20 protein-coding genes and 1 pseudogene are annotated in these 23,110 nt (G+C 71.6%); 14 read left to right on the top strand and 7 right to left on the bottom strand.

What is annotated here, in order from left to right; all coding sequences use genetic code 11:
- Positions 1 to 619: pseudogene (locus SSOG_RS53730) on the bottom strand (hypothetical protein); the annotation flags it as partial.
- Positions 620 to 630: 11 nt separating this feature from the next.
- Positions 631 to 906, bottom strand: a complete 276-nt coding sequence (locus SSOG_RS20210; protein WP_009716105.1) for a MoaD/ThiS family protein — start codon at positions 904 to 906, stop codon at positions 631 to 633.
- 123 nt (positions 907 to 1,029) lie between these two features.
- Between SSOG_RS20210 and SSOG_RS20205 the strand changes: the two genes are divergently transcribed.
- Positions 1,030 to 2,775 (top strand): ABC transporter ATP-binding protein, encoded by a 1,746-nt coding sequence (locus SSOG_RS20205; protein ID WP_009716104.1) that lies wholly within the window; start codon positions 1,030 to 1,032, stop codon positions 2,773 to 2,775.
- Between the two features lie 68 nt (positions 2,776 to 2,843).
- Positions 2,844 to 4,742: an ABC transporter ATP-binding protein gene (locus tag SSOG_RS20200; RefSeq protein WP_009716103.1), complete on the top strand. Its 1,899-nt coding sequence runs from the start codon at positions 2,844 to 2,846 to the stop codon at positions 4,740 to 4,742.
- A gap of 18 nt (positions 4,743 to 4,760) precedes the next feature.
- Here the strand turns inward: SSOG_RS20200 and SSOG_RS20195 are convergent, their stop codons facing one another.
- On the bottom strand, positions 4,761 to 5,642 hold the full coding sequence (locus SSOG_RS20195; RefSeq protein ID WP_009716102.1) for an alpha/beta hydrolase: 882 nt from the start codon (positions 5,640 to 5,642) through the stop codon (positions 4,761 to 4,763).
- Between the two features lie 262 nt (positions 5,643 to 5,904).
- On the opposite strand from SSOG_RS20195, the gene SSOG_RS20190 reads away from it, so the two are divergent.
- The 8 genes from SSOG_RS20190 (at position 5,905) to SSOG_RS20155 (ending at position 15,172) form a co-directional block, all read left to right on the top strand.
- On the top strand, positions 5,905 to 6,732 hold the full coding sequence (locus tag SSOG_RS20190) for a response regulator transcription factor (protein ID WP_009716101.1): 828 nt from the start codon (positions 5,905 to 5,907) through the stop codon (positions 6,730 to 6,732).
- Positions 6,733 to 6,755: 23 nt separating this feature from the next.
- Complete coding sequence (locus SSOG_RS20185; RefSeq protein WP_009716100.1) at positions 6,756 to 7,778, top strand: LacI family DNA-binding transcriptional regulator; 1,023 nt, start codon at positions 6,756 to 6,758, stop codon at positions 7,776 to 7,778.
- A gap of 100 nt (positions 7,779 to 7,878) precedes the next feature.
- A complete protein-coding gene (locus SSOG_RS20180; RefSeq protein WP_009716099.1) occupies positions 7,879 to 8,997 on the top strand; it encodes a S1C family serine protease in 1,119 nt (372 codons plus the stop codon).
- Between the two features lie 92 nt (positions 8,998 to 9,089).
- Positions 9,090 to 9,830: a response regulator transcription factor gene (locus SSOG_RS20175; protein ID WP_009716098.1), complete on the top strand. Its 741-nt coding sequence runs from the start codon at positions 9,090 to 9,092 to the stop codon at positions 9,828 to 9,830.
- Positions 9,827 to 11,245 (top strand): sensor histidine kinase, encoded by a 1,419-nt coding sequence (locus SSOG_RS20170; RefSeq protein ID WP_009716097.1) that lies wholly within the window; start codon positions 9,827 to 9,829, stop codon positions 11,243 to 11,245. Before SSOG_RS20175 ends, SSOG_RS20170 begins: the two co-directional genes overlap by 4 nt.
- Before the next feature lie 64 nt (positions 11,246 to 11,309).
- Positions 11,310 to 12,050, top strand: coding sequence for a response regulator transcription factor (locus SSOG_RS20165; protein ID WP_009716096.1), 741 nt, complete (start codon positions 11,310 to 11,312; stop codon positions 12,048 to 12,050).
- Between the two features lie 51 nt (positions 12,051 to 12,101).
- A complete protein-coding gene (locus SSOG_RS20160) occupies positions 12,102 to 14,435 on the top strand; it encodes a sensor histidine kinase (protein ID WP_245606335.1) in 2,334 nt (777 codons plus the stop codon).
- An 83-nt stretch (positions 14,436 to 14,518) separates the two neighbouring features.
- The gene (locus SSOG_RS20155; protein WP_208867364.1) at positions 14,519 to 15,172 is read left to right on the top strand and encodes a DNA-binding response regulator; all 654 of its coding nucleotides are present in this window, start codon (positions 14,519 to 14,521) and stop codon (positions 15,170 to 15,172) included.
- Here SSOG_RS20155 and SSOG_RS20150 read toward each other — a convergent pair.
- Positions 15,078 to 15,854 carry an AfsR/SARP family transcriptional regulator gene (locus tag SSOG_RS20150; protein WP_039938149.1) on the bottom strand — a complete coding sequence of 259 codons (777 nt, stop codon included), beginning with the start codon at positions 15,852 to 15,854 and terminating at the stop codon, positions 15,078 to 15,080. The genes SSOG_RS20155 and SSOG_RS20150 overlap by 95 nt on opposite strands.
- A gap of 258 nt (positions 15,855 to 16,112) precedes the next feature.
- Between SSOG_RS20150 and SSOG_RS46810 the strand changes: the two genes are divergently transcribed.
- The 4 genes from SSOG_RS46810 (at position 16,113) to SSOG_RS20130 (ending at position 19,530) form a co-directional block, all read left to right on the top strand.
- Positions 16,113 to 16,730, top strand: a complete 618-nt coding sequence (locus SSOG_RS46810; RefSeq protein WP_167542497.1) for a hypothetical protein — start codon at positions 16,113 to 16,115, stop codon at positions 16,728 to 16,730.
- A gap of 81 nt (positions 16,731 to 16,811) precedes the next feature.
- A complete protein-coding gene (locus SSOG_RS20140; RefSeq protein ID WP_009716091.1) occupies positions 16,812 to 18,191 on the top strand; it encodes a hypothetical protein in 1,380 nt (459 codons plus the stop codon).
- Positions 18,188 to 18,772, top strand: a complete 585-nt coding sequence (locus tag SSOG_RS20135) for a hypothetical protein (protein WP_106516641.1) — start codon at positions 18,188 to 18,190, stop codon at positions 18,770 to 18,772. The genes SSOG_RS20140 and SSOG_RS20135 overlap by 4 nt, the downstream gene beginning before the upstream one ends.
- Before the next feature lie 11 nt (positions 18,773 to 18,783).
- A complete protein-coding gene (locus SSOG_RS20130) occupies positions 18,784 to 19,530 on the top strand; it encodes an ABC transporter ATP-binding protein (protein ID WP_009716089.1) in 747 nt (248 codons plus the stop codon).
- A gap of 49 nt (positions 19,531 to 19,579) precedes the next feature.
- Here SSOG_RS20130 and SSOG_RS20125 read toward each other — a convergent pair whose 3' ends face one another.
- The 3 genes from SSOG_RS20125 to SSOG_RS20120 form a co-directional block, all read right to left on the bottom strand.
- Positions 19,580 to 21,538, bottom strand: a complete 1,959-nt coding sequence (locus tag SSOG_RS20125; RefSeq protein ID WP_106516640.1) for an ABC transporter ATP-binding protein — start codon at positions 21,536 to 21,538, stop codon at positions 19,580 to 19,582.
- A 122-nt stretch (positions 21,539 to 21,660) separates the two neighbouring features.
- Complete coding sequence (locus tag SSOG_RS57495; RefSeq protein WP_281048109.1) at positions 21,661 to 21,786, bottom strand: hypothetical protein; 126 nt, start codon at positions 21,784 to 21,786, stop codon at positions 21,661 to 21,663.
- Between the two features lie 285 nt (positions 21,787 to 22,071).
- Positions 22,072 to 23,110: LmeA family phospholipid-binding protein (locus SSOG_RS20120; RefSeq protein ID WP_063631580.1), on the bottom strand; the 1,039-nt coding region annotated here is incomplete at its 5' end.

Raw genomic sequence — 23,110 nt, 5'->3', positions numbered from 1 at the left:
GCGCGGCCGTGAGGGCGGCGGGCTGGAGCCCGGGGTCGACGATCTGGGGGCGGCCCTCGGCGCGGGCCTTCTCGGCGGCGGTCATCGGCCGGGCGGGCTCCGGCTGGGCGGGCCCCGGCTGCGCGGGCTGCGGCGCGGCGGGCCCGGGGCGGGCCGGTTCGGGCGCGGCGGGCTGCCCGGGGTGCGATCCGGGGTGCGCCTGGCGCTGCGCCTGAGCGGCCTGCTGTGCGTGCTGTGCGTGCTGTGCGTGCTGTGCCTGAGCGGCCTGCTGCGCCTGCATGGCCTGCTGGTACTGGTGCTGCTGGTGTTGCTGCTGCGCGTAGTGCTGCTGCTGGTCCCAGCCCGCGGCGTACTGCTGCTGCTGGTGCGCCGCCGCGTAGGGATCGCCCTGCGGCTGCTGGTACGGCTGCTGGTACTGCTGGTGCTGTGGCTGCTGTCCGTACGCCTGCTGCTGCGGATAGCCGTACCCGGACGGCTCACCCTGGGCGTACGCGCCGTAAGGGTCGGCGGGCGGCTGTTGCTGCTGCTGTCCCTCGTACGGCGGCGGGTACGACCCGTACGGCCCAGGCGGCTCGTACGGCGCGTGCGGATCGTGTGGCTGATGCGGCTGGTTGCTCATGACGTCGTACGTCACCCTCCTGCGAACGGCGGAAGCACCTCGACCGTGCCGCCCTCGGCCAGTTGGACCGTCTTGTGATCACGGGTGCCGACGGGCGCGCCGTCGACCAGGAACGAACAGCGCAGCAGGACCCGGGCGAACTCCGGTCGCAGGGCGTGCCGCTCGCGGGCCGCGTCGAGCGCGTCGGCCAGCGTCACCGCCGTGTACGGCTCCTCGGAGGTGCCTGCCGCCGCCCGGGCCGCGGCCCAGTACCGGATGGTTCCGGCGGGCATGTTCTTCAGCGCCATCGCGTGTCCCTCTCCCGTCTTCTGCCGTCCTCCATGATGACGGGTGCGGAACGGGCCCGCGGACGCAGCACGCTCCCGGGAAATTCGGGGCCGTTTCCCGGCCTGCTCGCTTAGGGTTTCTCTGTGCTGGTCCGACTCATACGGGCGTATCTGCGGCCCTACACCCGAACGATCAACGTGATCGTGCTATTGCAGCTCGTGCAGACACTGGCCACCCTCTATCTGCCCACCCTCAACGCCGACATCATCGACGACGGGGTCGTCAAGGGCGACACCGGCTACATCCTCGTCGTCGGCGGCCAGATGGTCGCCGTCACCCTGGTGCAGATCGTGTGCGCCATCGGCGCCGTCTACTTCGGCGCGCGCACCGCCATGGCGCTCGGCCGGGACATCCGCGCCGACGTCTTCGACCGGGTGCAGTCCTTCTCTGCCCGCGAGATGGGCCGGTTCGGGGCGCCCTCGCTGATCACCCGCACCACCAACGACGTGCAACAGGTGCAGATGCTGTGCCTGATGTCGTTCACGCTGATGGTGTCGGCGCCCATCATGTGCGTCGGCGGCATCGCCATGGCGCTCAATCAGGACGTGCCGCTGTCCGGGCTGCTGCTGCTGATCGTGCCGGTGCTGGGCATCACCGTCACCCTCATCGTCCGCCGGATGCGCCCGCTGTTCCGGGACGTCCAGGAGCGCATCGACACCGTCAACCGGGTGCTGCGCGAGCAGATCACCGGCATCCGGGTGATCCGGGCCTTCGTCCGCGACGGCCATGAGCGGAACCGGTTCACCGGCGCGAACACCGCGCTGATGGACGTGTCGCTGCGGGCCGGGCGGCTGATGTCGCTGATGTTCCCCACCGTGATGCTGGTGGTGAACCTGTCCAGCGTCGCCGTGGTGTGGGCGGGCGGGCACCGCATCGACAGCGGCGGGATGCAGATCGGCGCGCTGACCGCCTTCATCAGCTATCTCATGCAGATCCTGACGTCGGTGATGATGGCCACCTTCATGTTCATGATGGTGCCGCGCGCCGAGGTGTGCGCCGAGCGCGTCCAGGAGGTGCTGGACACCGGGACCAGCGTCGTCCCGCCGCTGGTCCCGGTCGCGCCCGCCGCGTCCGCCGACGGCGGACGCGGGCTGCTGGAGCTGCGGGGCGTGGAGTTCCGCTACCCGGGCGCCGAGGAGCCCGTGCTGCGCGACGTCTCGCTGACCGCCCAGCCCGGCCGGACCACCGCCGTCATCGGCTCCACCGGCAGCGGCAAGTCCACCCTCCTCGGGCTGGTGCCCCGGCTGTTCGACGCGACCGACGGCAGCGTCCGCCTCGACGGCGTGGACGTGCGCGACCTCGACCCCGCGGTGATGACCCGGTCCATCGGCCTCGTACCGCAGAAGCCGTACCTCTTCTCCGGCACCGTCGCCTCCAACCTGCGCTACGGAAAGCCGGACGCGAGCGACGAGGAGCTGTGGCAGGCCCTGGAGACCGCGCAGGCGCGGGACTTCGTCGAGGCCATGGAGGGCGGCCTGGAGGCGCCCATCGCCCAGGGCGGCTCCAATGTCTCCGGCGGGCAGCGGCAGCGGCTGGCGATCGCCCGCGCCCTGGTGCTGAGACCGTCCGTCTACCTCTTCGACGACTCCTTCTCGGCGCTCGACTACGCCACCGACGCCCGGCTGCGGGCGGCGCTGGCGGACGAGACGGGGAACGCGACCGTCGTCATCGTCGCCCAGCGGGTGTCCACCATCCGCGGCGCCGACCGGATCGTGGTCCTCGACGAGGGGCGCGTCGTCGGCAGCGGCACCCACGGCGAGCTGATGGCCGGCAACCAGACGTACCGGGAGATCGTGCTCTCCCAGCTCACCGAGCAGGAAGCCGTATGAGCCAGTCATCCACGAGTTCTCCGGCACCCCGCAGGGGCCCCGCGCCCGCCGCCGGACCCGGCCGCTTCATGGGCGGCCAGCCCGTCGAGCGGTCCATGGACTTCCGCGGCTCCGGCCGCCGTCTGCTGGGCGCCCTGCGCCCCGAGCGCGGCATCGCCTTCGCCGTGCTCGCCCTGTGCACGGTCAGCATCACGCTGACGGTGCTGGGCCCCAAGGTGCTCGGCCACGCCACCGACCTGATCTTCGCGGGCATCGTCGGACGGCAGCTCCCGGAGGGCGCCACCAAGGCCGAGGCCGTCCAGTACCTGCGCGACGGCGGTCAGGGCACCGTGGCCGACATGGTCGCCTCGATGAACGTGACGCCCGGCCAGGGCATCGACTTCGGGGCCGTCGGCACCGTCCTGCTGTGGGCGCTGGGCCTGTACGTCGTGGCCTCGCTCCTCAATCTGATCCAGGCGCGGGTGGCCACCAACGTCGTCCAGCGCGCGGTCTTCCGGATGCGCGAGGACGTCGAACGGAAGCTGGCGCGGCTGCCGCTGTCGTACTTCGACAAGCAGTCGCGCGGCGAGGTGCTGTCGCGGGCCACCAACGACATCGACAACATCCAGCAGACGCTCCAGCAGACCCTCAGCCAGATCATGGCCTCAGTTCTGACCCTCGTCGGCGTGCTGGCCATGATGTTCTGGATCTCGCCGCTGCTGGCGCTGGTGGCGCTGGTCACCGTCCCGGTGTCGGTGCTGGTCGCGACGCGGGTCGGCAAGCGGGCGCAGCCCCAGTTCGTCCAGCAGTGGAAGACCACGGGGCGGCTCAACGCCCATATCGAGGAGATGTACACCGGCCACGCCCTGGTGAAGGTCTTCGGACGGGAGCGGGAGTCCGCCGAGGTCTTCCGCGCGCAGAACGAGAAGCTGTACGAGGCGGGCTTCCGCGCCCAGTTCATCTCCGGGCTCATCCAGCCCGCGATGACGTTCATCGGCAACCTCAACTACGTCCTGGTCGCCGTGGTCGGCGGGCTGCGGGTGGCGAGCGGGGCGCTGTCGATCGGCGACGTCCAGGCGTTCGTCCAGTACTCCCGGCAGTTCAGCCAGCCGCTCACCCAGGTGGCGTCCATGGCCAACATGGTCCAGTCGGGCGTCGCCTCCGCCGAGCGGGTCTTCGAGCTGCTGGACGCGGAGGAGCAGACCCCGGACCCGGAGGGTCCGGTGGGGCCGCGGACCGTGCTCGGCCAGGTCGAGTTCGAGGACGTCTCCTTCCGCTACCAGCCCGATACGCCCCTCATCGAGCGGCTCTCGCTGTCGGTCAGCCCCGGCCAGACCGTGGCCATCGTCGGCCCGACCGGCGCGGGGAAGACCACCCTGGTCAATCTGCTGATGCGGTTCTACGAGGTCAGCGGCGGCCGCATCACGCTCGACGGCGTCGACGCCGCCACCATGCCGCGCGAGGAGCTGCGCTCCCACATCGGCATGGTGCTCCAGGACACCTGGCTGTTCGGCGGCACGATCGCGGAGAACATCGCGTACGGCTCGGAGGGCGCCTCCCACGAGACGATCGTGGAGGCGGCGAAGGCCACCCATGTGGACCGCTTCGTGCGCACCCTGCCGGACGGCTACGACACGGTGATCGACGAGGAGGGCTCCAACGTATCCGTCGGCGAGAAGCAGCTGATCACCATCGCCCGCGCGTTCCTCTCCGGGCCGTCGATCCTGGTGCTGGACGAAGCGACCAGCTCCGTCGACACCCGCACCGAGGTCCTCATCCAGCACGCGATGGCCTCGCTGCGGACCGGCCGCACCAGCTTCGTGATCGCCCACCGGCTGTCCACGATCCGCGACGCGGACGTGATCCTGGTGATGGAGTCGGGCCGCATCGTGGAGCAGGGCAGCCACGATGCGCTGGTGGCGGCCGGGGGTGCGTACGCCCGGCTGTACGCGGCCCAGTTCGCGGAGCCGGTGGCCGAGCCGGAGTGACGCCCCCGGACCGGGTCCTCAGGCCCGGGCCAGGGCCCAGCCCGCGACCCGGTCCAGCAGCTCCGCCGGGGCCGCCGTCTCCGCGTGGCCGAAGCCCGGCTCGATCCACAGCTCCGTGGACGCCCGGTCCGCCGCCGCCATCAGCATCCGCGGATGGTCCAGCGGGAAGTACGGGTCCCGGTCGCCGTGCACGATCAGCAGCGGCGTCGGCGCGATCAGGGGGACCGCCGCCACCGGCGGCAGCGGTTCCGGGTTCCAGCCGCGGGCGTCGATGCGGGTCCGCAGCCCGTAACGGGAGACCAGCCGACCGGTCGGCCGGGTGATCGCCCAGTGGACGCGGCGCATCGGGGCCGTCCCCCGGTAGTACCAGCGGGCGGGGGCGCTCACCGCGACGACCGCGTCCGCTCCCGCGGTGTGCGCCCCCGTGCGCCCCTCGCGCTCCTCGTGTTCCTCCTCCTGGTCTGGCTTGTTCCGTGCGGACAGCGCCGCATGGCGGAGCACCACCGAGCCGCCCATCGAGAAGCCGACGGTGATCACCCGACGGTGGCCCAGGGCCCGGGCCCAGTCCACCGCGGCCGCCAGGTCGAAGACCTCCCGGTCCCCGACGGTGGACCGCCCGCCGGACCGGCCGTGGCCCCGGAACGAGAACGTGATCACGGCCGTACGCTGCGTGAAGGCCGACGCCACCCGGCGCAGCGCGGGCCGCTCCAGGGCGCCGGTGAAACCGTGCGCGACGACGATCACAGGTGCCCCCGTGGATAGTCCGCCGCCTGCCAGGGAAGGCTCGTAACGGGTCTCGATCGGGACCCCGTCCTCGGTGAGCAGCGTGGCTCTCCGGACGCCCGCGGCAGCCGGGATCGGGGAACGTCGAGCAGATTCAGCCTCTCCACCGGGTGTCATGTGGGTTATTCTGCTGTGAAGGATCCGGGCAATGTCGCCCCCGGGTCCTTTTGTGCTTTCAGGGGCACCGCGCGCGTTTGAGCGCTGACACGCGCGTATGCACCCGGGGCGCGAGCAGACCGTACGAAGCAGTAGCCGCAGATCTCCCCCGGGCGGAGCCCGGGAGGTGCCCCCTCTCGCAAGGGACCGAGGAGGAAACCGAGGCAATGGGCGAGCGAAGCGTGTACAAGATCACGATCACGGCCGGGGCAGGTGGTGGACGATGAGTTCCCTCCTGCTGCTGACCAACGCACTCCAGCCCTCGACGGAGGTGCTCCCCGCCCTCGGCCTGCTGCTGCACAGCGTGCGGGTCGCCCCCGCGGAGGGCCCGGCCCTGGTGGACACCCCAGGTGCCGACGTCATCCTTATCGACGGCCGCCGCGATCTGCCGCAGGTGCGCAGCCTGTGTCAGCTGCTGCGGTCGACCGGCCCCGGCTGTCCGCTGGTGCTGGTGGTGACCGAGGGCGGGCTCGCCGCCGTCACCGCCGACTGGGGCATCGACGACGTGCTGCTGGACACCGCGGGCCCGGCCGAGGTCGAGGCCCGGCTGCGGCTGGCCATGGGCCGCCAGCAGATCACCACCGACGACAGCCCGATGGAGATCCGCAACGGCGATCTGTCGGTGGACGAGGCCACCTACAGCGCCAAGCTCAAGGGGCGGGTGCTCGACCTCACCTTCAAGGAGTTCGAGCTGCTGAAGTACCTCGCCCAGCACCCGGGGCGGGTCTTCACCCGGGCGCAGCTGCTCCAGGAGGTCTGGGGCTACGACTACTTCGGCGGCACCCGCACCGTGGACGTCCACGTACGGCGGCTGCGGGCCAAGCTGGGCCCGGAGCACGAGTCGCTGATCGGGACCGTCCGTAACGTCGGCTACCGCTTCGTCACCCCGGAGAAGGTCGAGCGGGCCGAGCGGGCCGCCGAGGAGGCCCGGGCGCGGAAGGCGGCCCGGGACGCCGACCCCGGACCGTCGGGTTCCGGCCCGTCCGGCTCCTCCGGCGGAGGTGCGCGGTCCGCCGCGGAAGCGGCACCTGCACGACCGGTCAATACCTAGCTGGACCCGCGTAGACTTCGCGCGTGGCCAAGGTGACGCGTGATGATGTGGCAAGACTGGCGGGAACCTCGACCGCGGTCGTCAGTTACGTCATCAATAACGGACCCCGGCCGGTCGCCCCGGCCACGCGCGAGCGGGTTCTCGCCGCGATCAAGGAGCTGGGCTACCGGCCCGACCGGGTTGCCCAGGCGATGGCGAGCCGGCGAACCGACCTCATAGGGCTGATCGTTCCGGACGCCCGCCAGCCGTTCTTCGCCGAGATGGCGCACGCGGTCGAACAGGCCGCCGCCGAGCGCGGCAAGATGGTGCTGGTCGGCAACTCCGACTACCTGGACGAGCGCGAGGTGCACTATCTGCGCGCCTTCCTGGGGATGCGGGTGTCCGGGCTGATCCTCATCAGCCAGGGCCCCAGCGAGAACGCGGCCGCCGAGATCGAAGCCTGGGACGCCCGGGTGGTGCTGCTGCACGAGCGGCCCGAGGCGATCGACGACGTGGCCGTGGTGCTGGACGACACCGGCGGCGCCCAGCTCGCGGTGCGCCATCTGCTGGAGCACGGCCACCCCTATGTGGCCTGCCTCGGCGGCACCGAGATAACCCCGACCGTCGGCGACCCGGTGACCGACCACGTCGAGGGGTGGCGCCGGGCGATGCAGGAGGCCGGGCGGTCCACGGAGGGGCGGCTGTTCCAGGCCCCGTACAACCGGTACGACGCCTACCAGGTCGCCCTCGGTCTGCTGGCCGGTCCCGACCGGCCCCCGGCCATCTTCTGCGCCACCGACGACCAGGCGTTCGGGGTGCTGCGGGCCGCGCGCGAGCTGCGCATCGACGTCCCCGGCGAGCTGGCGGTCGCGGGCTTCGACGACGTCAAGGAGGCGGGTCTGACCGATCCGCCGCTGACCACGGTCGGCTCCGACCGGCCCGCGATGGCGCGCGCCGCGGTCGATCTGGTGCTGGACGACACCCCGCGGCTCGCGGTCTCGCGCCGGGAGCGGGTGCGGCAGTTCCCGTCCGCGCTGGTCGTACGGCGCTCCTGCGGCTGCTCGTAGCGCCTGGCGCCGGGGCCCTTATGTCGGGCATACCGACTTCTGCCCTGGTTCTCAGCGGGTCCTCAGGTGGCTCTCATACTTGCGCCGCAGAGTCTTGGACATGACGACAAGCCAGCGCCGTAGCGGCGACGAAGAGCCCTATCCCTACGCGTACGGCGGCGCGGCGGCCTACCCGCCGCCGCCCACCCATGAGCCGCAGACGCCGGTGACCACCCCCTCCGGGGTCACCGTGTGGCCGGGCGGCGGCACCGACGGCACTGGCGGTACTGGGGGCGGCGGCGCGGACACCACGGCGATACCGCACCACGGCGGTGGCCGCCGCAAGCGGCGGCTCTCCCGGTCGGCCGGGCTGATCGCCGCAGTGGCGGTGGTCTCGGCGCTGGTGGGCGGCGGTACGGCGACCTTCGTCAGCCAGGCCGCGGACAACGGGGACACGACGGTGTCGGCCCCGGTCGTCAACGCCAACTCCAGCAGCGGCAGCGGTGTGTCCGCCGTGGCGGCGGCCGTGAGCCCCAGCATCGTGGAGATCAGCGCGACGTCCGCCGGGGGCGAGTCCACCGGCTCCGGCGTGATCATCACCAGCGGCGGCGAGATCATCACCAACAACCACGTCATCTCCGACGCCCAATCGATCAAGGTGACGTTCAGCGACGGCAGCACGAAGAGCGCCTCGGTCGTCGGCACCGACAGCGGCAAGGACCTGGCCCTGATCAAGGTGCGCGGCGCGAGCGGCCTCAAGGCCGCGGCCCTGGGCGACTCCAGCCAGGTCAAGGTCGGCGACCAGGTCGTGGCCATCGGCTCGCCCGAGGGGCTGACCGGCACCGTGACCAGCGGCATCGTCTCCGCGCTCGACCGCGACGTCACCGTCTCCACGGACGAGGACCAGGGCCAGGACCAGGACCGGGGCCAGCAGGGCGGCGGCGGCCAGTGGCCGTTCGAGTTCGGCGGCGGTCAGTACAACGGCGACGTCGGCCAGTCGACGACCACGTACAAGGCCATCCAGACCGACGCCTCGCTCAACCCCGGCAACTCCGGCGGCGCGCTGATCAACATGCGGGGCCAGATCATCGGGATCAACTCCGCGATGTACGCCCCGGCCTCCGGCCAGAGCAGCAGCGCGGGCAGCATCGGCCTGGGCTTCTCGATCCCGGTGAACACCGTCAAGTCCGACCTCTCCGCCCTGCGCGACGGCGGCAGCGGTAGCAGCAGCAACAGCTGAGCCGCAGCTGAGCCGCCACGGCAGAGGACGGCGTGCGAGGCTGACAGCACAGCGCCCGCCCCCGCCCCCGCCCACCTGTGAGGAACCGATCCATGAGCCCCGTCGACCACGGCGATCAGCCCGCCCGCATCCTGATCGTCGACGACGAGCCGGCCGTCCGCGAGGCGCTCCAGCGCAGCCTCGCCTTCGAGGGCTACGCGACCGAGACCGCCGTCGACGGACTGGACGCCCTGGAGAAGGCCGGTACCTATGACCCGGAGCTGATCGTGCTCGACGTGCTGATGCCCCGCATGGACGGGCTCACCGCCGCCCGGCGGCTGCGCGCCACCGGGGTGACCGTGCCCGTCTTGATGCTCACCGCGCGCGACACGGTCGGCGACCGGGTCACCGGTCTCGACGCGGGTGCGGACGACTACCTCGTCAAGCCCTTCGAGCTGGACGAGCTGCTGGCCCGCATCCGCGCCCTGCTGCGCCGCAGCTCGTACGCGGCCGCGGCGGGCGCGCCGTTCGCCGACGACGACACGATGTCCTTCGGCGACCTGCGGATGGACCTGACGACCCGCGAGGTCACCCGGGGCGGGCGGCGCGTCGAGCTGACCCGCACCGAGTTCACCCTGCTGGAGATGTTCCTCGCGCATCCGCGCCAGGTCCTCACCCGCGAGCAGATCCTGAAGGCCGTGTGGGGCTTCGAGTTCGAGCCGTCGTCCAACTCGCTGGACGTGTACGTGATGTATCTGCGCCGCAAGACGGAGGCGGCCGGTGAGCCGCGGCTCGTCCACACGGTGCGCGGCGTGGGGTACGTCCTGCGGCCGGCGGAGGGCGAACCGTCGTGAGGCTTCGCGGACTCCCGCTGCGCTCGCGGCTGGCCCTGCTGACCGCGGTGGCGGTGGCGGTGGCGGTCGCGGTGTCGGCGTTCGCGTGCTGGCTGATCGTGCGCGAGCAGCTCAGCGCACAGCTCGACTCGTCGCTGCGCACCGTCAAGGTCGACGAGCGCAATGTGGTGAGCATCCTGGACGCGTGCCAGAACCCCGACGGGGACGACGGCCACACCCCGCGCGCCCTCGGCTCGTACTCCGTGCAGATCGTGCTGCCCGACGGCAACCGCTGCCCCCAGCCCGGGGCGGCGGAGCTGCCGGTGAGCGCCGACGACGTGGCGGTCGCCACCGGGCAGCGGCCGACCGCGCTGCACGACGCGACCGCCGACGACGGCCGCGACATGCGCGTCTTCACCTACCGGCCGTCCGGCGGCCCCGACAGCCCGCTGCCGCGCGGTATCGCCGTCTCCATGGCGCGCCCGCTCAGCGAGGTGCAGGACCCGCTGAACACGCTCGCGCTCGTCCTCGCCCTCGTCGCCGGGATCGGCGTCGTCGGCGCCGGGGCGGCCGGGCTGTGGATCGCCCGGACCGGGCTGAAGCCGGTGGACCGGCTGACCCACGCCGTCGAGCACGTGGCGCGCACCGAGGACCTGGCCGTCCGCATCCCCGCCGAGGGCGACGACGAGATCGCCCGGCTGTCCCGGTCGTTCAACGCCATGACCGCCGCCCTCGCCTCCTCCCGCGACCGCCAGCAGCAGCTGATCGCCGACGCGGGGCACGAGCTGCGCACCCCGCTCACCTCGCTCCGCACCAACGTCGAACTGCTCGCCCGCAGCGACGAGACCGGCCGGGCCCTGCCTCCGGAGGACCGCAAGGCGCTCATGAGCAGCGTCAAGGCGCAGATGACCGAACTGGCGGCGCTCATCGGCGACCTCCAGGAGCTGTCCCGGCCGGACGCGCTGCCCGGCAGCGGGCCGCTCCAGGTGGTCGCGCTGCACGAGATCGCGGGCGCCGCCCTGGAGCGGGCCCGGCTGCGGGGCACCGGCCTCACCCTCGCCGCCGCGATCGAGCCCTGGTACGTACGCGGCGAACCGGCCGCCCTGGAACGGGCGCTGGTCAATCTGCTCGACAACGCCGTGAAGTTCAGCCCTTCGGGTGGTGTCGTCGATGTCGCCCTCAGAAGGGGGGAGCTGACGGTGCGGGACCGTGGTCCCGGCATTCCCGACGATGACCTCCCGCACGTCTTCGAGCGGTTCTGGCGTTCGCCGTCCGCCCGCAGCATGCCCGGCTCCGGGCTCGGGCTGTCCATCGTGGCCCGTACCGTCCAGAGTTGCGGCGGCCAGGTGGGGCTGCGGCCCGCGCCGGGCGGCGGCACCGTCGCCTGGATCCGCCTCCCCGGCGCACCCGTCGCCCCGCCCGAACTGGACCCCTGACCTTCTCAGCCCCCGGACACGCCGGACTCAGCGGACACACAGCCTCGGGCACCAGGTTGGGCCCATGCACGAGACTTCCCGGATCCTGGTCGTGGACGACGAGCCTTCGGTGCGCGAAGCCATCGGCAGAGCCCTGCGGTTCGAGGGCTACGAGGTCGACACGGCCGGGGACGGCGTGGCGGCGCTGCGCCGCATCGAGGAGGAGCCGCCCGACCTGGTGCTGCTCGAGGTGATGCTGCCCGGCCTGGACGGGCTGGCCGTGGCCCGCAGGCTCCGGGCCTCCGGCCGCACGGTGCCGATCATGATGGTCACCGGCCGGGACTCCGTGGGCGACCGCATCGTCGGCCTCGACAACGGCGCCGACGACTACCTGGTCAAGCCGTACGCGTCGGAGGAACTGCTGGCCCGCGTCCGCGCGCTGCTGCGCCGCGGCCGGACCGTCCCCGCCGCGCCGCCCGTCCGCGCGCCCTCCCCCTGGCAGGCCCCGGCGCGCCCGGAGCCGGGCGCACGGCTGGCCTTCGCGGACATGACCCTGGACACCCTCACCCGCCAGGTCACCCGCTCCGGCCGCGCCCTCGACCTCACCAAGACCGAATTCGCCCTGCTGAAGCTGTTCTTATCGCGCCCCCGCCAGGTCCTCAGCCGCGCCGCGATCCTCCGCGACGTCTGGGGCTTCGACTTCGAGCCGTCGTCCAACACGCTGGACGTGTACGTGATGTACCTGCGCCGCAAGACGGAGGCCGGGGGCGAGCCGCGCGTGGTGCACACGGTGCGGGGCGTCGGCTATGTGCTGCGGACGCATTAGGGTCGGCCGTCCGCGCGTACGTATGTGACGTCTACGGAAGGCGCTTCGGCTGTGGGAACGGGGGCCGGTGAGCGGGAGGTGGACCTCGCCGCCGAGCGGTACGGCGTCGGGGTCCGGGCCACGGTGATCTCCCTGTGCGGGGTGTTCGGGATCTTCACGGTCCCGCCCGGGCGGGTACCGGTGACGGTGCTGCTGGTCGTGGTCACCGTCGCCGCCTGCGCCGTGCGGTGGTGGGGGCTGCGGCGGCTCCCGGCCGGGGTACGGATGGGGCTCGACGCGACGGCCGTGGCGGTACCGGGGCTCGGACAGCCCCTCATGGGACCGCAGGGCGTGAACATCTGGGTGATGGTCATCCTGGGGATCGCCGTCATCACCTTCCAGTACGAGTGGGCGACCCGGCCCGCCATCGGCCTCGGCCTGGCCGTGCTGACCCTCGCCACCTACGGCGTCGGGTACGGCCTGGCCGCGCCCGCCCCGGGGCCGTCGCCCTTCTGGGTGGCGGCCCGGCAGACGGCCGAGTGCGCGCTCGCCCGCGTCTCGTACCTCATCGTCCGCGCCAAGGCCAGGGAGGCGGACCGGGCGACCGAGCGCGAGGCGGCGGGACGCCGGGAGGCGTCGGTCGCCGCCGCCCGCCGCGCCGCCGGACGCGCCTACCTCGCCACGCTGCACGACACGGCCAGCGCCACGCTGCTGATGGTCTCCCTCGGGGACACCCGCGACTGGTCCTGGCTCCCGCGCCGGGCCCACGGCGACCTGGAGGCGCTGTCCGCCGTGCCCGGTCACGAGGCGGGCCGCGTCGACCTCGCGGAACTGCTGGGCGAGGTGGCCAGGGGCGCCGCGGAACCGGACGCGGCGCGGGCCGTCCGGGTGTCGGCCCGGATCGACGGCCCGCTGATGATGCCCGCGGGGGCGGCGCTGGCCATCCTGCACGGCGTCGGCGCGGCCCTGGACAACGTGGCGCGGCATGCGGAGGTGGACGAGGCCGAACTGCGGGCGGGCCGGGACGCCTCGGGCACGGTCACCGTCGAACTCACCGACCACGGCCGCGGCTTCATCCCCGCTGTGGTCTCGGTGCAGCGGCGGGGGATATCCGGCTCGGTGGTGGGCCGGATGGAAGCGATCGGCGGCCATGGCACGGTCGACTCCCGCCCGGGTGAGGGGACCCGCGTCCGCTGGGAATGGCCGACCACTCCGACGGCGACGGACGCTCCCGAGCCCGGTCCGCCGCGGGCGGAGGTCCCGGCCGAGCCCGGCCCGGAGGGGCGCATCGCGTTCCGGGAGATCCATGGGCGGCTGGTGCGGGGGGTGCGGTGGGCGTTGCTGATCGTCGCGCTGACCGTGCAGCTCGGGCTGTGCCTGCCGCAGTTCCTCGCCCATCTGGGCAGCTATCACCCGCCCTCGGCGCCGGTCGTCGCGTACGGGGTGCTGGTCGCGGTCGCGGTGTGCACCGCCGGGCTGCTGGCCTCGGGGCGGGACGTCTCGGGGTGGCCGCGGTGGTGCGGGGTCGGGCTGGTGCTGGGGGCTTCCGCGCTGTGTGCCGTCACGGTCGGGGCCGACCAGCGGTTGCGCGAGGGGGACTGGGCGTTCGGGCTGGTGGGCTGGCACGGGCTGTATCTGCTGTTCGGGCTGTCGGTGACCGCGATCGGGGTGTTCCTGGGGGCGCAGGTCGTGCTGACCGCGATCCCGGTGGCCCTCACCGGCATGCCGGATGTGGCCCGGCTGGCGACGATGGGGATGTTCGCGCTGTCGGTCTGCGGCTTCCAGTTCACGGTGGGCGTCCTGGCCCGGCTGCTGCGCCGGTCGGCGGAGACGGCGGGTTCGGCGGCGGCCCGGGAGGAGGAGTTGCGGACGCGCGAGGCGATCGCCGAGCAGATGCACCTCGACCACGAGAAGCGCTACGCGGCGCTGCTGCGCACCACCGTGCCCCTGCTGGCGGGGCTGGCACACGGTTCGCTGGATCCGCGGGACGGGCAGGTCAGGCACCGGTGCGCGCTGGAGGCGGCCCGGATGCGGAGGCTGTTCGCGGAGGCGGACGAGGTGCCGGACCGGCTGGTGCACGAGCTGCGCGCCTGTATCGACGTGGCGGAGCGGGCGGGCGTGACGGTGGGTCTGGCGGTGCGCGGCGCGCGCCGGGACGTGCCGCGGGACATCCGCCGGAAGCTGGCGGACCCGGTGGCGGCGGTGCTGGCGGCGGGCCCGGCGGAGGCGCGGGTGACGGTGGTGCGTACCGGATCGCGGGTACGGGTGAGCGTCGTGGGTGACGCGACGGCGGAGCCGGACGGCGTGGCCGTGAAGGAGACGCCGCCGGTGGCGGTGTCGCGTACCGCGGATGGAGAGAGGGTGTGGGTGGAGGCGGTGTGGGAACCGGCCCCGGCCGCCGGGTAGTGCAGTCTCCTGGGGACAGTGCGGTCTCCTGGGGACGGTCAGTCTCCTGGGGACAGGGGGAGCCGAGCGAACATGGGGTGACGATGCCGACCGAGACCGTCAGCGTGGCGCTGATAGACGATCATCCGGCGATCCTCGCGGGCGTCGAGGCGTGGTACGCGTCCTCGGACCAGCCGATCGAGGTGATCGCGGCGGGCGAGACCGCCGCCGCCGCGTGGACACCGCCGGGCGACGGCGCCGACGTCGTCGTGTTCGACCTTCAGCTGAGCGACGCCGGGCCCGCCTTCGGCGAGCTGCGGCAACTCGTGGACGCCGGGCGCCAGGTGGTCGTGTACACGATGCGCGACGAGGAGCAGACGGCCCTGACCTGCCTGGATCTGGGCGCCGCGACCTATCTGACGAAGACCGAGGGCAGCCGCCACCTGGTGGCCGCGACCCTCGCCGCCGCCCGGCAGCATCCGTACACCCCGCCCGCGCTGGCGGGCGCGCTGGGAACGAACGCGCGCAGCGACAGACCCCGACTGTCCCTGCGCGAGGAGGACGTGCTGATCGAGTGGTTCCAGTCGGAGTCCAAGGAACTGGTGGCGCAGCGGCTGAACATCAAGGTGCGCACGGTCAACACCTATCTGGACCGGGTGCGGATCAAGTACGCGAACGCGGGGCGCCCGGCGCGGACGAAAGCAGGTCTGGTGGCGCGGGCCATCCAGGACGGGCTGGTGGCCGTCGAGGATCTGTGAGGGCCCGGCCCGGGCTTCGGCCTGAGGCGTCCCCCGTCGCCTCAGGCCGACCGCCCACGGGTGCCCGGAAGCATCTTCCGCAAGGCTCAGCAGAACATCGCGCATAGGGGTGTTCCGCGATCAGCCGCCGTGCCGCGGTGATGACCCGCTCGTACCGCCCGGCGTGGGTCTCCAGCTCCATCAGCCGCTGTGTCGTCTGGACGCGTTCCTCCTCGACGGCGGCCGTCAGGTCGCCGCGCAGGGCGTCCGACTCGACGTCGCACAGCGCCTCGCCGCGCCACAGCCCGAGGGCCCGCCGCAGCAGTTCCGGCTCCCGCCCGGTGTCCCGGGCGCCCGCGGCCTCGGCCCGCAGCCGCCGGAAGAGGTGCAGGTCGACGGCGTCGGCGTCGAGGGCGAGCCGATAGCCGTTCGGCATCGACCGCACCGCGTACGCCTCATTGGCGCCGGTGTCCCCGAGGGTGCGGCGCAGCCGCCGCACGGTGCCGCGCAGCGTGGTGCGCGCGGACGGCGGCGGGTCCCCGTCCCACAGCGTGTCGATGAGGACGTCGGTGGAGACCGGCCGCCCGCAGCGCACGGCGAGAGCCGCCAGCAACGTGCGCTGCTTGCCCGTCGGCACGAGCGGCCGTCCGTCGTCCGCCACTGCCTCGAACGCGCCGAGCAGGTTGATCCGTATGGTGCTCATGAACGTGCTTCCCCCTGTGTTCGAGCTGGGTCGACCAGCCCTGTCGACCGTAGGGAAGTGCGGCGGGCGGCACAGACGGCCGAACGACCGACAATCCCGCGACGGCTCCCGCCCCGCCACTCTTCCTCTCCGCCCCGCCGGCTACTGGCGTGGTGGCCTCCACCTGGCCGTGTGGCCGAACGTGAAGCACTTGAGGAGAAATTGAGGAGGAAGTGTGGCTTCCGTCACGTTGGTCATGAACATTCTATGAAACGATTCATGTCGACCAGTCAGCCCCAAACTCCTTATGTCCGCACAAGTTTTGATGTGCGGGCATCTCGGAGTGCCCACAACGGGAGAGAATCCGTGCGCATCCTGTCGACACGCGCCCGCATGGCCATCGTTACGCCGGTCATCGTCGCCGCCGGCCTCGTCGGTAGCACGACGGCCACCGCCGCCACGACCACCGATGGAGGTGACCCGGCCCCGACCCAGATACCCATCTCCGACCCGACCGCGGCCGACATCCAGGTCCAGAACTTCGAAAGCAGTCTCTCGGGTGTCCTGCCCGGCTTCGAGTCTCGCCGCTGGTCCGACGACGACTACACGCAGATCCGGTTCACCGGATGCGTGGCAACCACCGGCAGCCCCAGCAGCGACGGGAAATCCACCCACGTTGAACTGTTCGTCGACGAGTTCGGTCCCGACCCGGCGCTCGGTGAGAAGAAGTACACCCAGTGCTTCGAGAGTTCGGGGTCCACGAGCAACGGTGAGTGGAGCCACAGCAATGGGGGCGACCGTTACTTCTCGATCACCAAGATCGATGGTTCCGGCACGAACCCGTACATGAAGCTCTTCGTGAAGAAGGTCCTCGTCGACACGACCAAGGCCGACTAGCCGATCTGCGCAACTCCCTACGGACCAGGGAGCACGGCGTGCTCCCTGGTCCTCCCTCGTACCGGAAGACCCAACTACCCCGTGAAACTTCGCACGCGCCTGCTGACTTCCAGCGCCCTGTGGTCGGCGCCCCTCTGGCTCGGCATCACCGTCTTCTTCTACATCCGTGGACTGCACGCCCCCAACGGTGGGCTGACCTATCTGAAACGAGACCCGGATCAGTACTGGGCCCCCTCCGTCGTGGCGGCGGCCGTGGACTTCTTCTACTCGCTGTCCTATGCCATTGCCGCCGGTCTCGGCGCGTGGGAGGGCGGGCGGCTCAAGCAGGACGGCGTCTGGGGGCTGGCTCCCGCCCGCTCGCGCTATCACATCGCCGCGCAGGTGCTGGTTCCTGTCGTTGTGGTCGGTTCGCTCCTCCTCGTCGTTCCGGCCGCGGTCGCACTGGCGGAATTCGGCGTCGCACCGACGGTCCCGTCCGTCCTGCCGGTCCTGGCGGGCATTCTGATCGTCTGCGCCTACGCGGTGATCGGCTTCGCGGTCGGTTCCTTGGCTCCGCGGAGCATCGCCGCCCCGCTGCTCACGGCGCTCGTGTGGTACCTGGTCGCCTGGTCCGTCACCTACAGCGATCCGGCCTGGCCGCGCTATGTGTTCGGACAGGGCCAGGAAGTGGGGTACGGGCAGGTTCTTTCTCCGGAGGCCCTGGCGATCCCCGTACTCTTCGCGGGCAGTGTGGCGGGGGTGGTGGCCGTGTGGTGGGTGCGCTCCGGGCCTCCCCTCGTACGCACCGCACTGCGCACCGCCATGGCCGCCGGGTGCGCGTTCGCGATGACGTTCTGTGCCTCCACGACGAACGACTGGCTCACGGGCACCCCGAGCAGTTACGGCACGGCCGCGGAAACCTGTGCCGGCCGGCAGCCGCGTGTCTGCATGGCGAGGGACGGTGGGGCCGCGAACCGGATCGGCGAGGTCCGCCGGGCGTTGGTCTCCTCCTCCGCCGCGCTCCGGAACGCCGGCGTGGAAGTCTCCATGCCGGCACGGGTCCGCGACGCACTCGGCCAGCGGGGCAAGGCGTCCACGGAAAAGGTGTGGTGGCTGCCGCTGACGAAGCAGGCGGGGAAGGGCGGTGGCGGCATGCCGTACGTTCGCTATGCGGTGGTGCTCGCCGCTGTCGAGTTTCCTTGTCGCCTTCCTTCGTCCTTCGGGGAAGCGAAGACCATGGACTACATCGTCAACGCCGACGCGGCGAAGTTATGGGCGGCGTACGTGGCGGGCGCTCAGCGTCCGTTCCTCGCCTGGCGCAAGAGCCAGTACATCGAGATCGAGAACGCGGACGAGGTTCTGGCCAAGGTGAAAGAGCGCGCCCGCGCCGCGCGTGAGCTTCCTCCGGAAGAACAGTCCGCCTGGTACGACGCGGAGCGGGCGAAGGCATGCCGGCTCGCTTCCGGGACGGGTACATCGTGATTCTCTGGTGGAAGGCCCGGCTCGTCCCGTCGGTTCTGGCGCCCAGCCTTGCCGCGTTCTTCGTGGTCACCGCCGCCACCTACCAGTGGTCGGCGGCGTTCCCCTCCCTGACCGGCGGCAACGGGACAGTCCGCTTCCTCACGTTCGTTCCGCTCATCGTGGTCTCTCCGCTGCACCACTGCCTCACTCAGCGGCTGGAAGCGGCCGAACTGCTCTCCCTGCGACCGGTCCGTCGGCATGACGCCGCTCTCGTCGTCACGACGGTCGCGCTCTGCGCGGTGGCAGGACTCGCCATCGGCACGCTGGCGGGTGACGACGCGGCACGTGCCGTCGGCCGGAACGTGGCGTTTCTGACGGGCCTGATGCTGACGGTGAACGCGCTGCTGCCCAAGGCGGCCGCCGGTGTTCCGGTCGCGTGGGTGCTCATCGCTCTGTTCCTGGGGCGTGACGCCTTCCACCGGCCGTACTTCTGGTCCGTACTCGAACACCGGGCAGCCAGCCCCCTCGCCCTTGCCGAAGCGATGCTGTGCTTCGCCTGCGGTCTGGCGGTCCATCTCCGCCGGCGTCCCCGCACCACGTGAAAGGTCCTGCCATGACTGTCCACACTGTCCAACTGGACAATGTGTCGTTCTCCTATGGACGCAAGAAGCCCCGCATCCTCGACGACCTCTCGTACACGGTGCCGGAGGGCTTCACGCTTCTGCTCGGCCCCAACGGCGCGGGCAAGTCCACGATGCTCAAGCTCGCGTGCGGCATGAACCAGCCCGCCTGTGGCACGGTACGGCTGGGCCGCTTCACTTCACGTGATCGTCAGTTCCTGGCCCATGTGGCGTGGATGCCGCAGTCGATCACCGCCATGACCGGATTGACCGCCCGCGAGCAGGTCGCCTACACGGGCTGGCTCAAGGGAATGGGCAAGAGCGCGGCGTGGGAGGCCGCCGCGGAGGCGCTGGACCGTGTGCAGATGCGGGAACGCGGCGACGTGCGGACGAAGCATCTCTCCGGCGGCCAACTGCGGCGCGTCGGTGTCGCCTCCGCCCTCGTCCATGGTGCGCGGATTCTCCTCCTGGACGAGCCGACGGCCGGCATGGACCCCACGCAGCGGCGTGTGTTCCGGGACCTGATCCTCAGCCTGGCGACGAGCGAGATACGCGTACTGATGTCGACGCACGACATCAGCGACCTCGCCGAAGAGGCCGACCATGTGACGGTCGTCGGCGACGGGCGTGTCATGTTCACCGGCGACACCCCCGCATTTCTGCGGCTGGCCCCGGCGCAGACGCGCCCGGAGCGGCGTGGGGAAGCGGCGTACGCGGCCGCGATCTCCCCCCGGCCGTAGCCGGGGGAAGGCTCGCCGACGTGGGTGACATCCACCGGGGCCGATGCTCTCAGGACGGGCCGAGCTGGACCGTGGGGTGGGGGCCGGTGTCCGTCAGGGAGCCGTTCTGGGAGCCGTGGAGGCGGGCGTAGGCGCCGCCCAGGGCGAGCAGTTCGTGGTGGGTGCCGGTCTCCACCAGGCGGCCGTGGTCGAGGACCAGGATGCGGTCGGCGTCCGGGGCCAGGTTGAGGTCGTGGGTGATCATGATCGTCGTACGGCCCGCCATCAGCCGCCGCAGCGGCCGGACCACGCGCCGGGCGGCCAGGGCGTCGAGTCCGGTGGTGGGCTCGTCGAGGACCAGGACGGGGGCGTTGCGCAGCATCGCCCGGGCGATGGCGATCCGCTGGAGCTGGCCGCCGGAGAGCTGGGCGGTGTGCGGGTCGATGGGGGTGTCGTAGCCCTGCGGCAGGGCGCGGATGAAGTCGTCGGCGGCCGCGTCCTGCGCCGCCCGGACGATCTCGTGGTCGGTCGCGCCCGGACGTCCGCACGCGATGTTCTCGCGGATCGTGTCGTGCAGGATCAGCGTCTCCTGCGGCAGCAGGGTTACGTGGTCGCGCAGGAAGGTGAGCGGCAGGGCGTGCAGCGGGACGCCGTCGAGCCGTACGTAGCCCTCGCCCGGGTCGTAGAAGCGCAGCAGCAGCTTGGAGACGGTGGACTTGCCCGCCCCGCTCGCCCCCGTGATCAGGACGAACTCACCCGGCCGGGCGGTCAGCGAGACCCCGGCCAGGGTGGGCCGTTCGGCGCCCGGGTAGCGGAAGCCGACCCGGTCGAACTCGACCGTGCCGTGCACCCGCCACGGCTGGACGGCCGCCCCCGGCGCGGGATCGCGTACGGCGGGTTCGGCGTCGAGGATCTCCAGCAGCCGTTCGGCGCCCGCGGTCGCGGCGGTGAGGGTCAGGCCCAGCTGTCCGAGGTTGCGGATCGGCGGGTAGAGGTAGCCGAGGAAGGCGGCGAAGGCGAGCAGCTGGCCGATCGTCATCCGGTCCTGGGAGATCTCCCAGGCGCCGAGTCCGATGACGGCGAGCACGCACAGCGTCTCGATGACCTCCACCAGCTGCTCGTACAGCTCGCTCATCCGCGCCCCGGACACCGAGGCCCGCATCCACGCCCCGGCCTCCCGCCGCAGCCGGTCCTCCTCGGCGCCCTTGCGGTTGTACGCCTGGGTGAGCACGACGTTCGCGAGGGACTCCTCGACCACCGAGGTGATCGCGCCGTCGGCGACCCGCTCCTCCCGGGCGACGGACTTGATGCGGCCGGAGAAACGCCGCGCGGCCAGCCAGAACAGCGGCGCGAGGACGAAGGTGGCCAGCGCCAGGTCCCAGCGCAGGGTGAAGGCGGCGACCGAGAAGAAGACGGTGCTGAAGATCGCCGATACGGTGCCCACCACGCCGGACACCACCATCTGCTCGATGGCGTCGATGTCCCCGGTGAGCCGCTCCAGCAGATCGCCCTGGCGGTGGCGGGAGAAGAAGTGCGGCGGCAGGTCCTGGACGTGCCCGAAGACCCGGGCCCGCAGCCGCATCACGAAGCGCTCGGCGGTCCAGACGGCGAGCGAGTTACCGGCGTAGCCGACGCCCGCGCCGAGGACGGCGACCGCGAGCCACTGCGCGGCGGGGCTCCAGAACGCGCTGAGCGACCCCTGCCGCAGGGCGTTGTCGGTGAGGTCGGAGAAGAGCAGGATCGCGGCGGTCTCGGCGAGCGCCGCGGCGATGACGCATACGCAGATCAGCACGATCCAGCGGCGGTCGCCCTTGGTCAGCGGCCAGAACCGGCGGAACGCCAGCCGCGCCGGAAGCTGCGGAGCGGTCGGCTCCGCCTCCTCGCCGTCCTCCGTGACGGGGACGTACGCGTACTCCTCGGGCAGCGGCTGCACCGCCCGCTGGTGGCGGCCGTACGGGCGGGGCCGCCCGGGGCGCCGGTGCCGGCCCCGGCCGGTCGCGGGATCGGCCACGACCAGGCGCAGCTGCATGGTGGCCTGGTCGTCGTACGAGGGTGAGGGCGGTGGTGTGGTCACTGGGGTCTCCCGGGTCCGGAAACGGCCGAGGCGGGCCCGTGGCGCGATTGCCACGGGCCCGCCTTTCAGGGGGTGGGTCAGCCACCGATGGGGCGACGCGGCTGGCGCTGCTGCGGGGCCTTCGGAGCCGGCTTGGGGTGCTTCTTCTTGCCCGGGGCGGGCTTGCGGGCGGGCTTGACCGGGGCGATCTTCTTGAAGCTCATGAGGTTTTTCCTCTCGTTGTGACGGCGATTCTTTTTCTTTTGTCTGGGCCGTTCGGCTTCGACACGGAAAACATTAGGAGGGCTATCCGTGAGTGAGTTCGGACTCGGCTGTGTGTTTGCCCAGAGCCGTCTGACGGATTTCTCAGGCGATCCCTGGAACCGCCGCGGACCCGCCTGCGTCCAGGCGCCCAGGCATGCAGAAGGGGCCGGTGGCGGGTTGCCACCGGCCCCTTCGAGAGGTCACCGCGCTATTTGAGAATCCTCATCTCCGCAGCATACGGAGGATTATGGCCGCTTTCCGAAGCCCATCTGCGTACCGGTGAGGTCGGCCACGATCCCGTCCGGCTCCACACCTATGTTCTGGATCTTGATGCCCTTGGCCTTCTCCGGCAGCTGGAAGGAGAGCGACAGCTTCTCCGACAGCTCCGGCAGCTTGTACTTGGTCAGCGCCGCCGCCACCGTCGGATCGATGCCGAGCTTCTTGATCAGCTCGGGGTTCTGGTTCGCCGCGTCGACGAGGTTGATGTTCGTCAGCGAGGGCACGAACTTCGGCGACTTGGTGATCTTGTTCAGCTGCTGGTCGTCCTGACGCGCCCGCCCGGCCGGTTCGGGAGCGATCCCCAGCCGCTCCGCCACCGATGGCACCTCCAGTAGCGCCCGCACCTTCGAGGTGTCATCGCTGATCTGCCTGGCCGCCTTGGGGTGCAGCCGCAGCCCGGCGTTCTTGCCCGGCCGGTAGGTGGCGATCCCGGGTATCTCCAGCCGCATGCCCGTCACCTCGGTGGAGATCCCCCGGTCTCCCTGGCGCTGTATGTGGGCCATCGCGTGCAGCGACACGTTCTGCCCGGCCACCGGCAGCTTGCCGTCCGCGCGCACCGAGTTGGGGCCGAACGCTTGGAACCGCACCTGGGAGGCGCCCAGTTCCCGGTCGAGGTCCCCGAAGGCGAGCAGGACGTCGCCCTTCATACGGTCCACCACGGCGCCCTTGATGGAGGTGGGCAGATCGGCGTTCAGCCGGATGTCCTGGGCCTGGACGTTCACCTCGGCGAGCGAGACGCGGTCGGCCGCCACGTCGGGCACCGCCACGTCGACCTGCTTCAGCTTCTTGTCCATCACCTGGGTGACGAACGGGAAGCCGTGGATGGTCACGTTGGGGGCGGTGGCCAGTTTGAGCTTCTTCTGGAGCGCGGTCTCCGCCTTGCGCTCCACGTACATCACGGCGCACCGGTCGGCCAGCACCGCCAGCGCCGCGAGCACCAGCACCCCGATGACCGCCTTCATGGTGAGCGGCACCGCCTTGAAGCGCCCGCGGCCGCGCCGCCGG

The organism is Streptomyces himastatinicus ATCC 53653, from assembly GCF_000158915.1.
Classification (GTDB): Bacteria; Actinomycetota; Actinomycetes; order Streptomycetales; family Streptomycetaceae; genus Streptomyces; species Streptomyces himastatinicus.
Note: the sequence above shows the minus strand (reverse complement) of the source record. Positions and strands in the feature narration are given on the sequence as shown.

Excerpts from the sequence above, each read along its gene's own strand:
- SSOG_RS20155 (WP_208867364.1), top strand. The coding sequence starts at position 14,519 with ATGCCGACCGAGACCGTCAGCGTGGCGCTGATAGACGATCATCCGGCG.
- SSOG_RS20175 (WP_009716098.1), top strand. The coding sequence starts at position 9,090 with ATGAGCCCCGTCGACCACGGCGATCAGCCCGCCCGCATCCTGATCGTC.
- SSOG_RS20190 (WP_009716101.1), top strand. The coding sequence starts at position 5,905 with ATGAGTTCCCTCCTGCTGCTGACCAACGCACTCCAGCCCTCGACGGAG.
- SSOG_RS20125 (WP_106516640.1), bottom strand. The coding sequence starts at position 21,538 with ATGCAGCTGCGCCTGGTCGTGGCCGATCCCGCGACCGGCCGGGGCCGG.
- SSOG_RS20150 (WP_039938149.1), bottom strand. The coding sequence starts at position 15,854 with ATGAGCACCATACGGATCAACCTGCTCGGCGCGTTCGAGGCAGTGGCG.
- SSOG_RS20180 (WP_009716099.1), top strand. The coding sequence starts at position 7,879 with ATGACGACAAGCCAGCGCCGTAGCGGCGACGAAGAGCCCTATCCCTAC.
- SSOG_RS46810 (WP_167542497.1), top strand. The coding sequence starts at position 16,113 with ATGTCGACCAGTCAGCCCCAAACTCCTTATGTCCGCACAAGTTTTGAT.
- SSOG_RS20195 (WP_009716102.1), bottom strand. The coding sequence starts at position 5,642 with ATGACACCCGGTGGAGAGGCTGAATCTGCTCGACGTTCCCCGATCCCG.
- SSOG_RS20210 (WP_009716105.1), bottom strand. The coding sequence starts at position 906 with ATGGCGCTGAAGAACATGCCCGCCGGAACCATCCGGTACTGGGCCGCG.
- SSOG_RS57495 (WP_281048109.1), bottom strand. The coding sequence starts at position 21,786 with ATGAGCTTCAAGAAGATCGCCCCGGTCAAGCCCGCCCGCAAGCCCGCC.
- SSOG_RS20130 (WP_009716089.1), top strand. The coding sequence starts at position 18,784 with ATGACTGTCCACACTGTCCAACTGGACAATGTGTCGTTCTCCTATGGA.
- SSOG_RS20200 (WP_009716103.1), top strand. The coding sequence starts at position 2,844 with ATGGGCGGCCAGCCCGTCGAGCGGTCCATGGACTTCCGCGGCTCCGGC.
- SSOG_RS20165 (WP_009716096.1), top strand. The coding sequence starts at position 11,310 with ATGCACGAGACTTCCCGGATCCTGGTCGTGGACGACGAGCCTTCGGTG.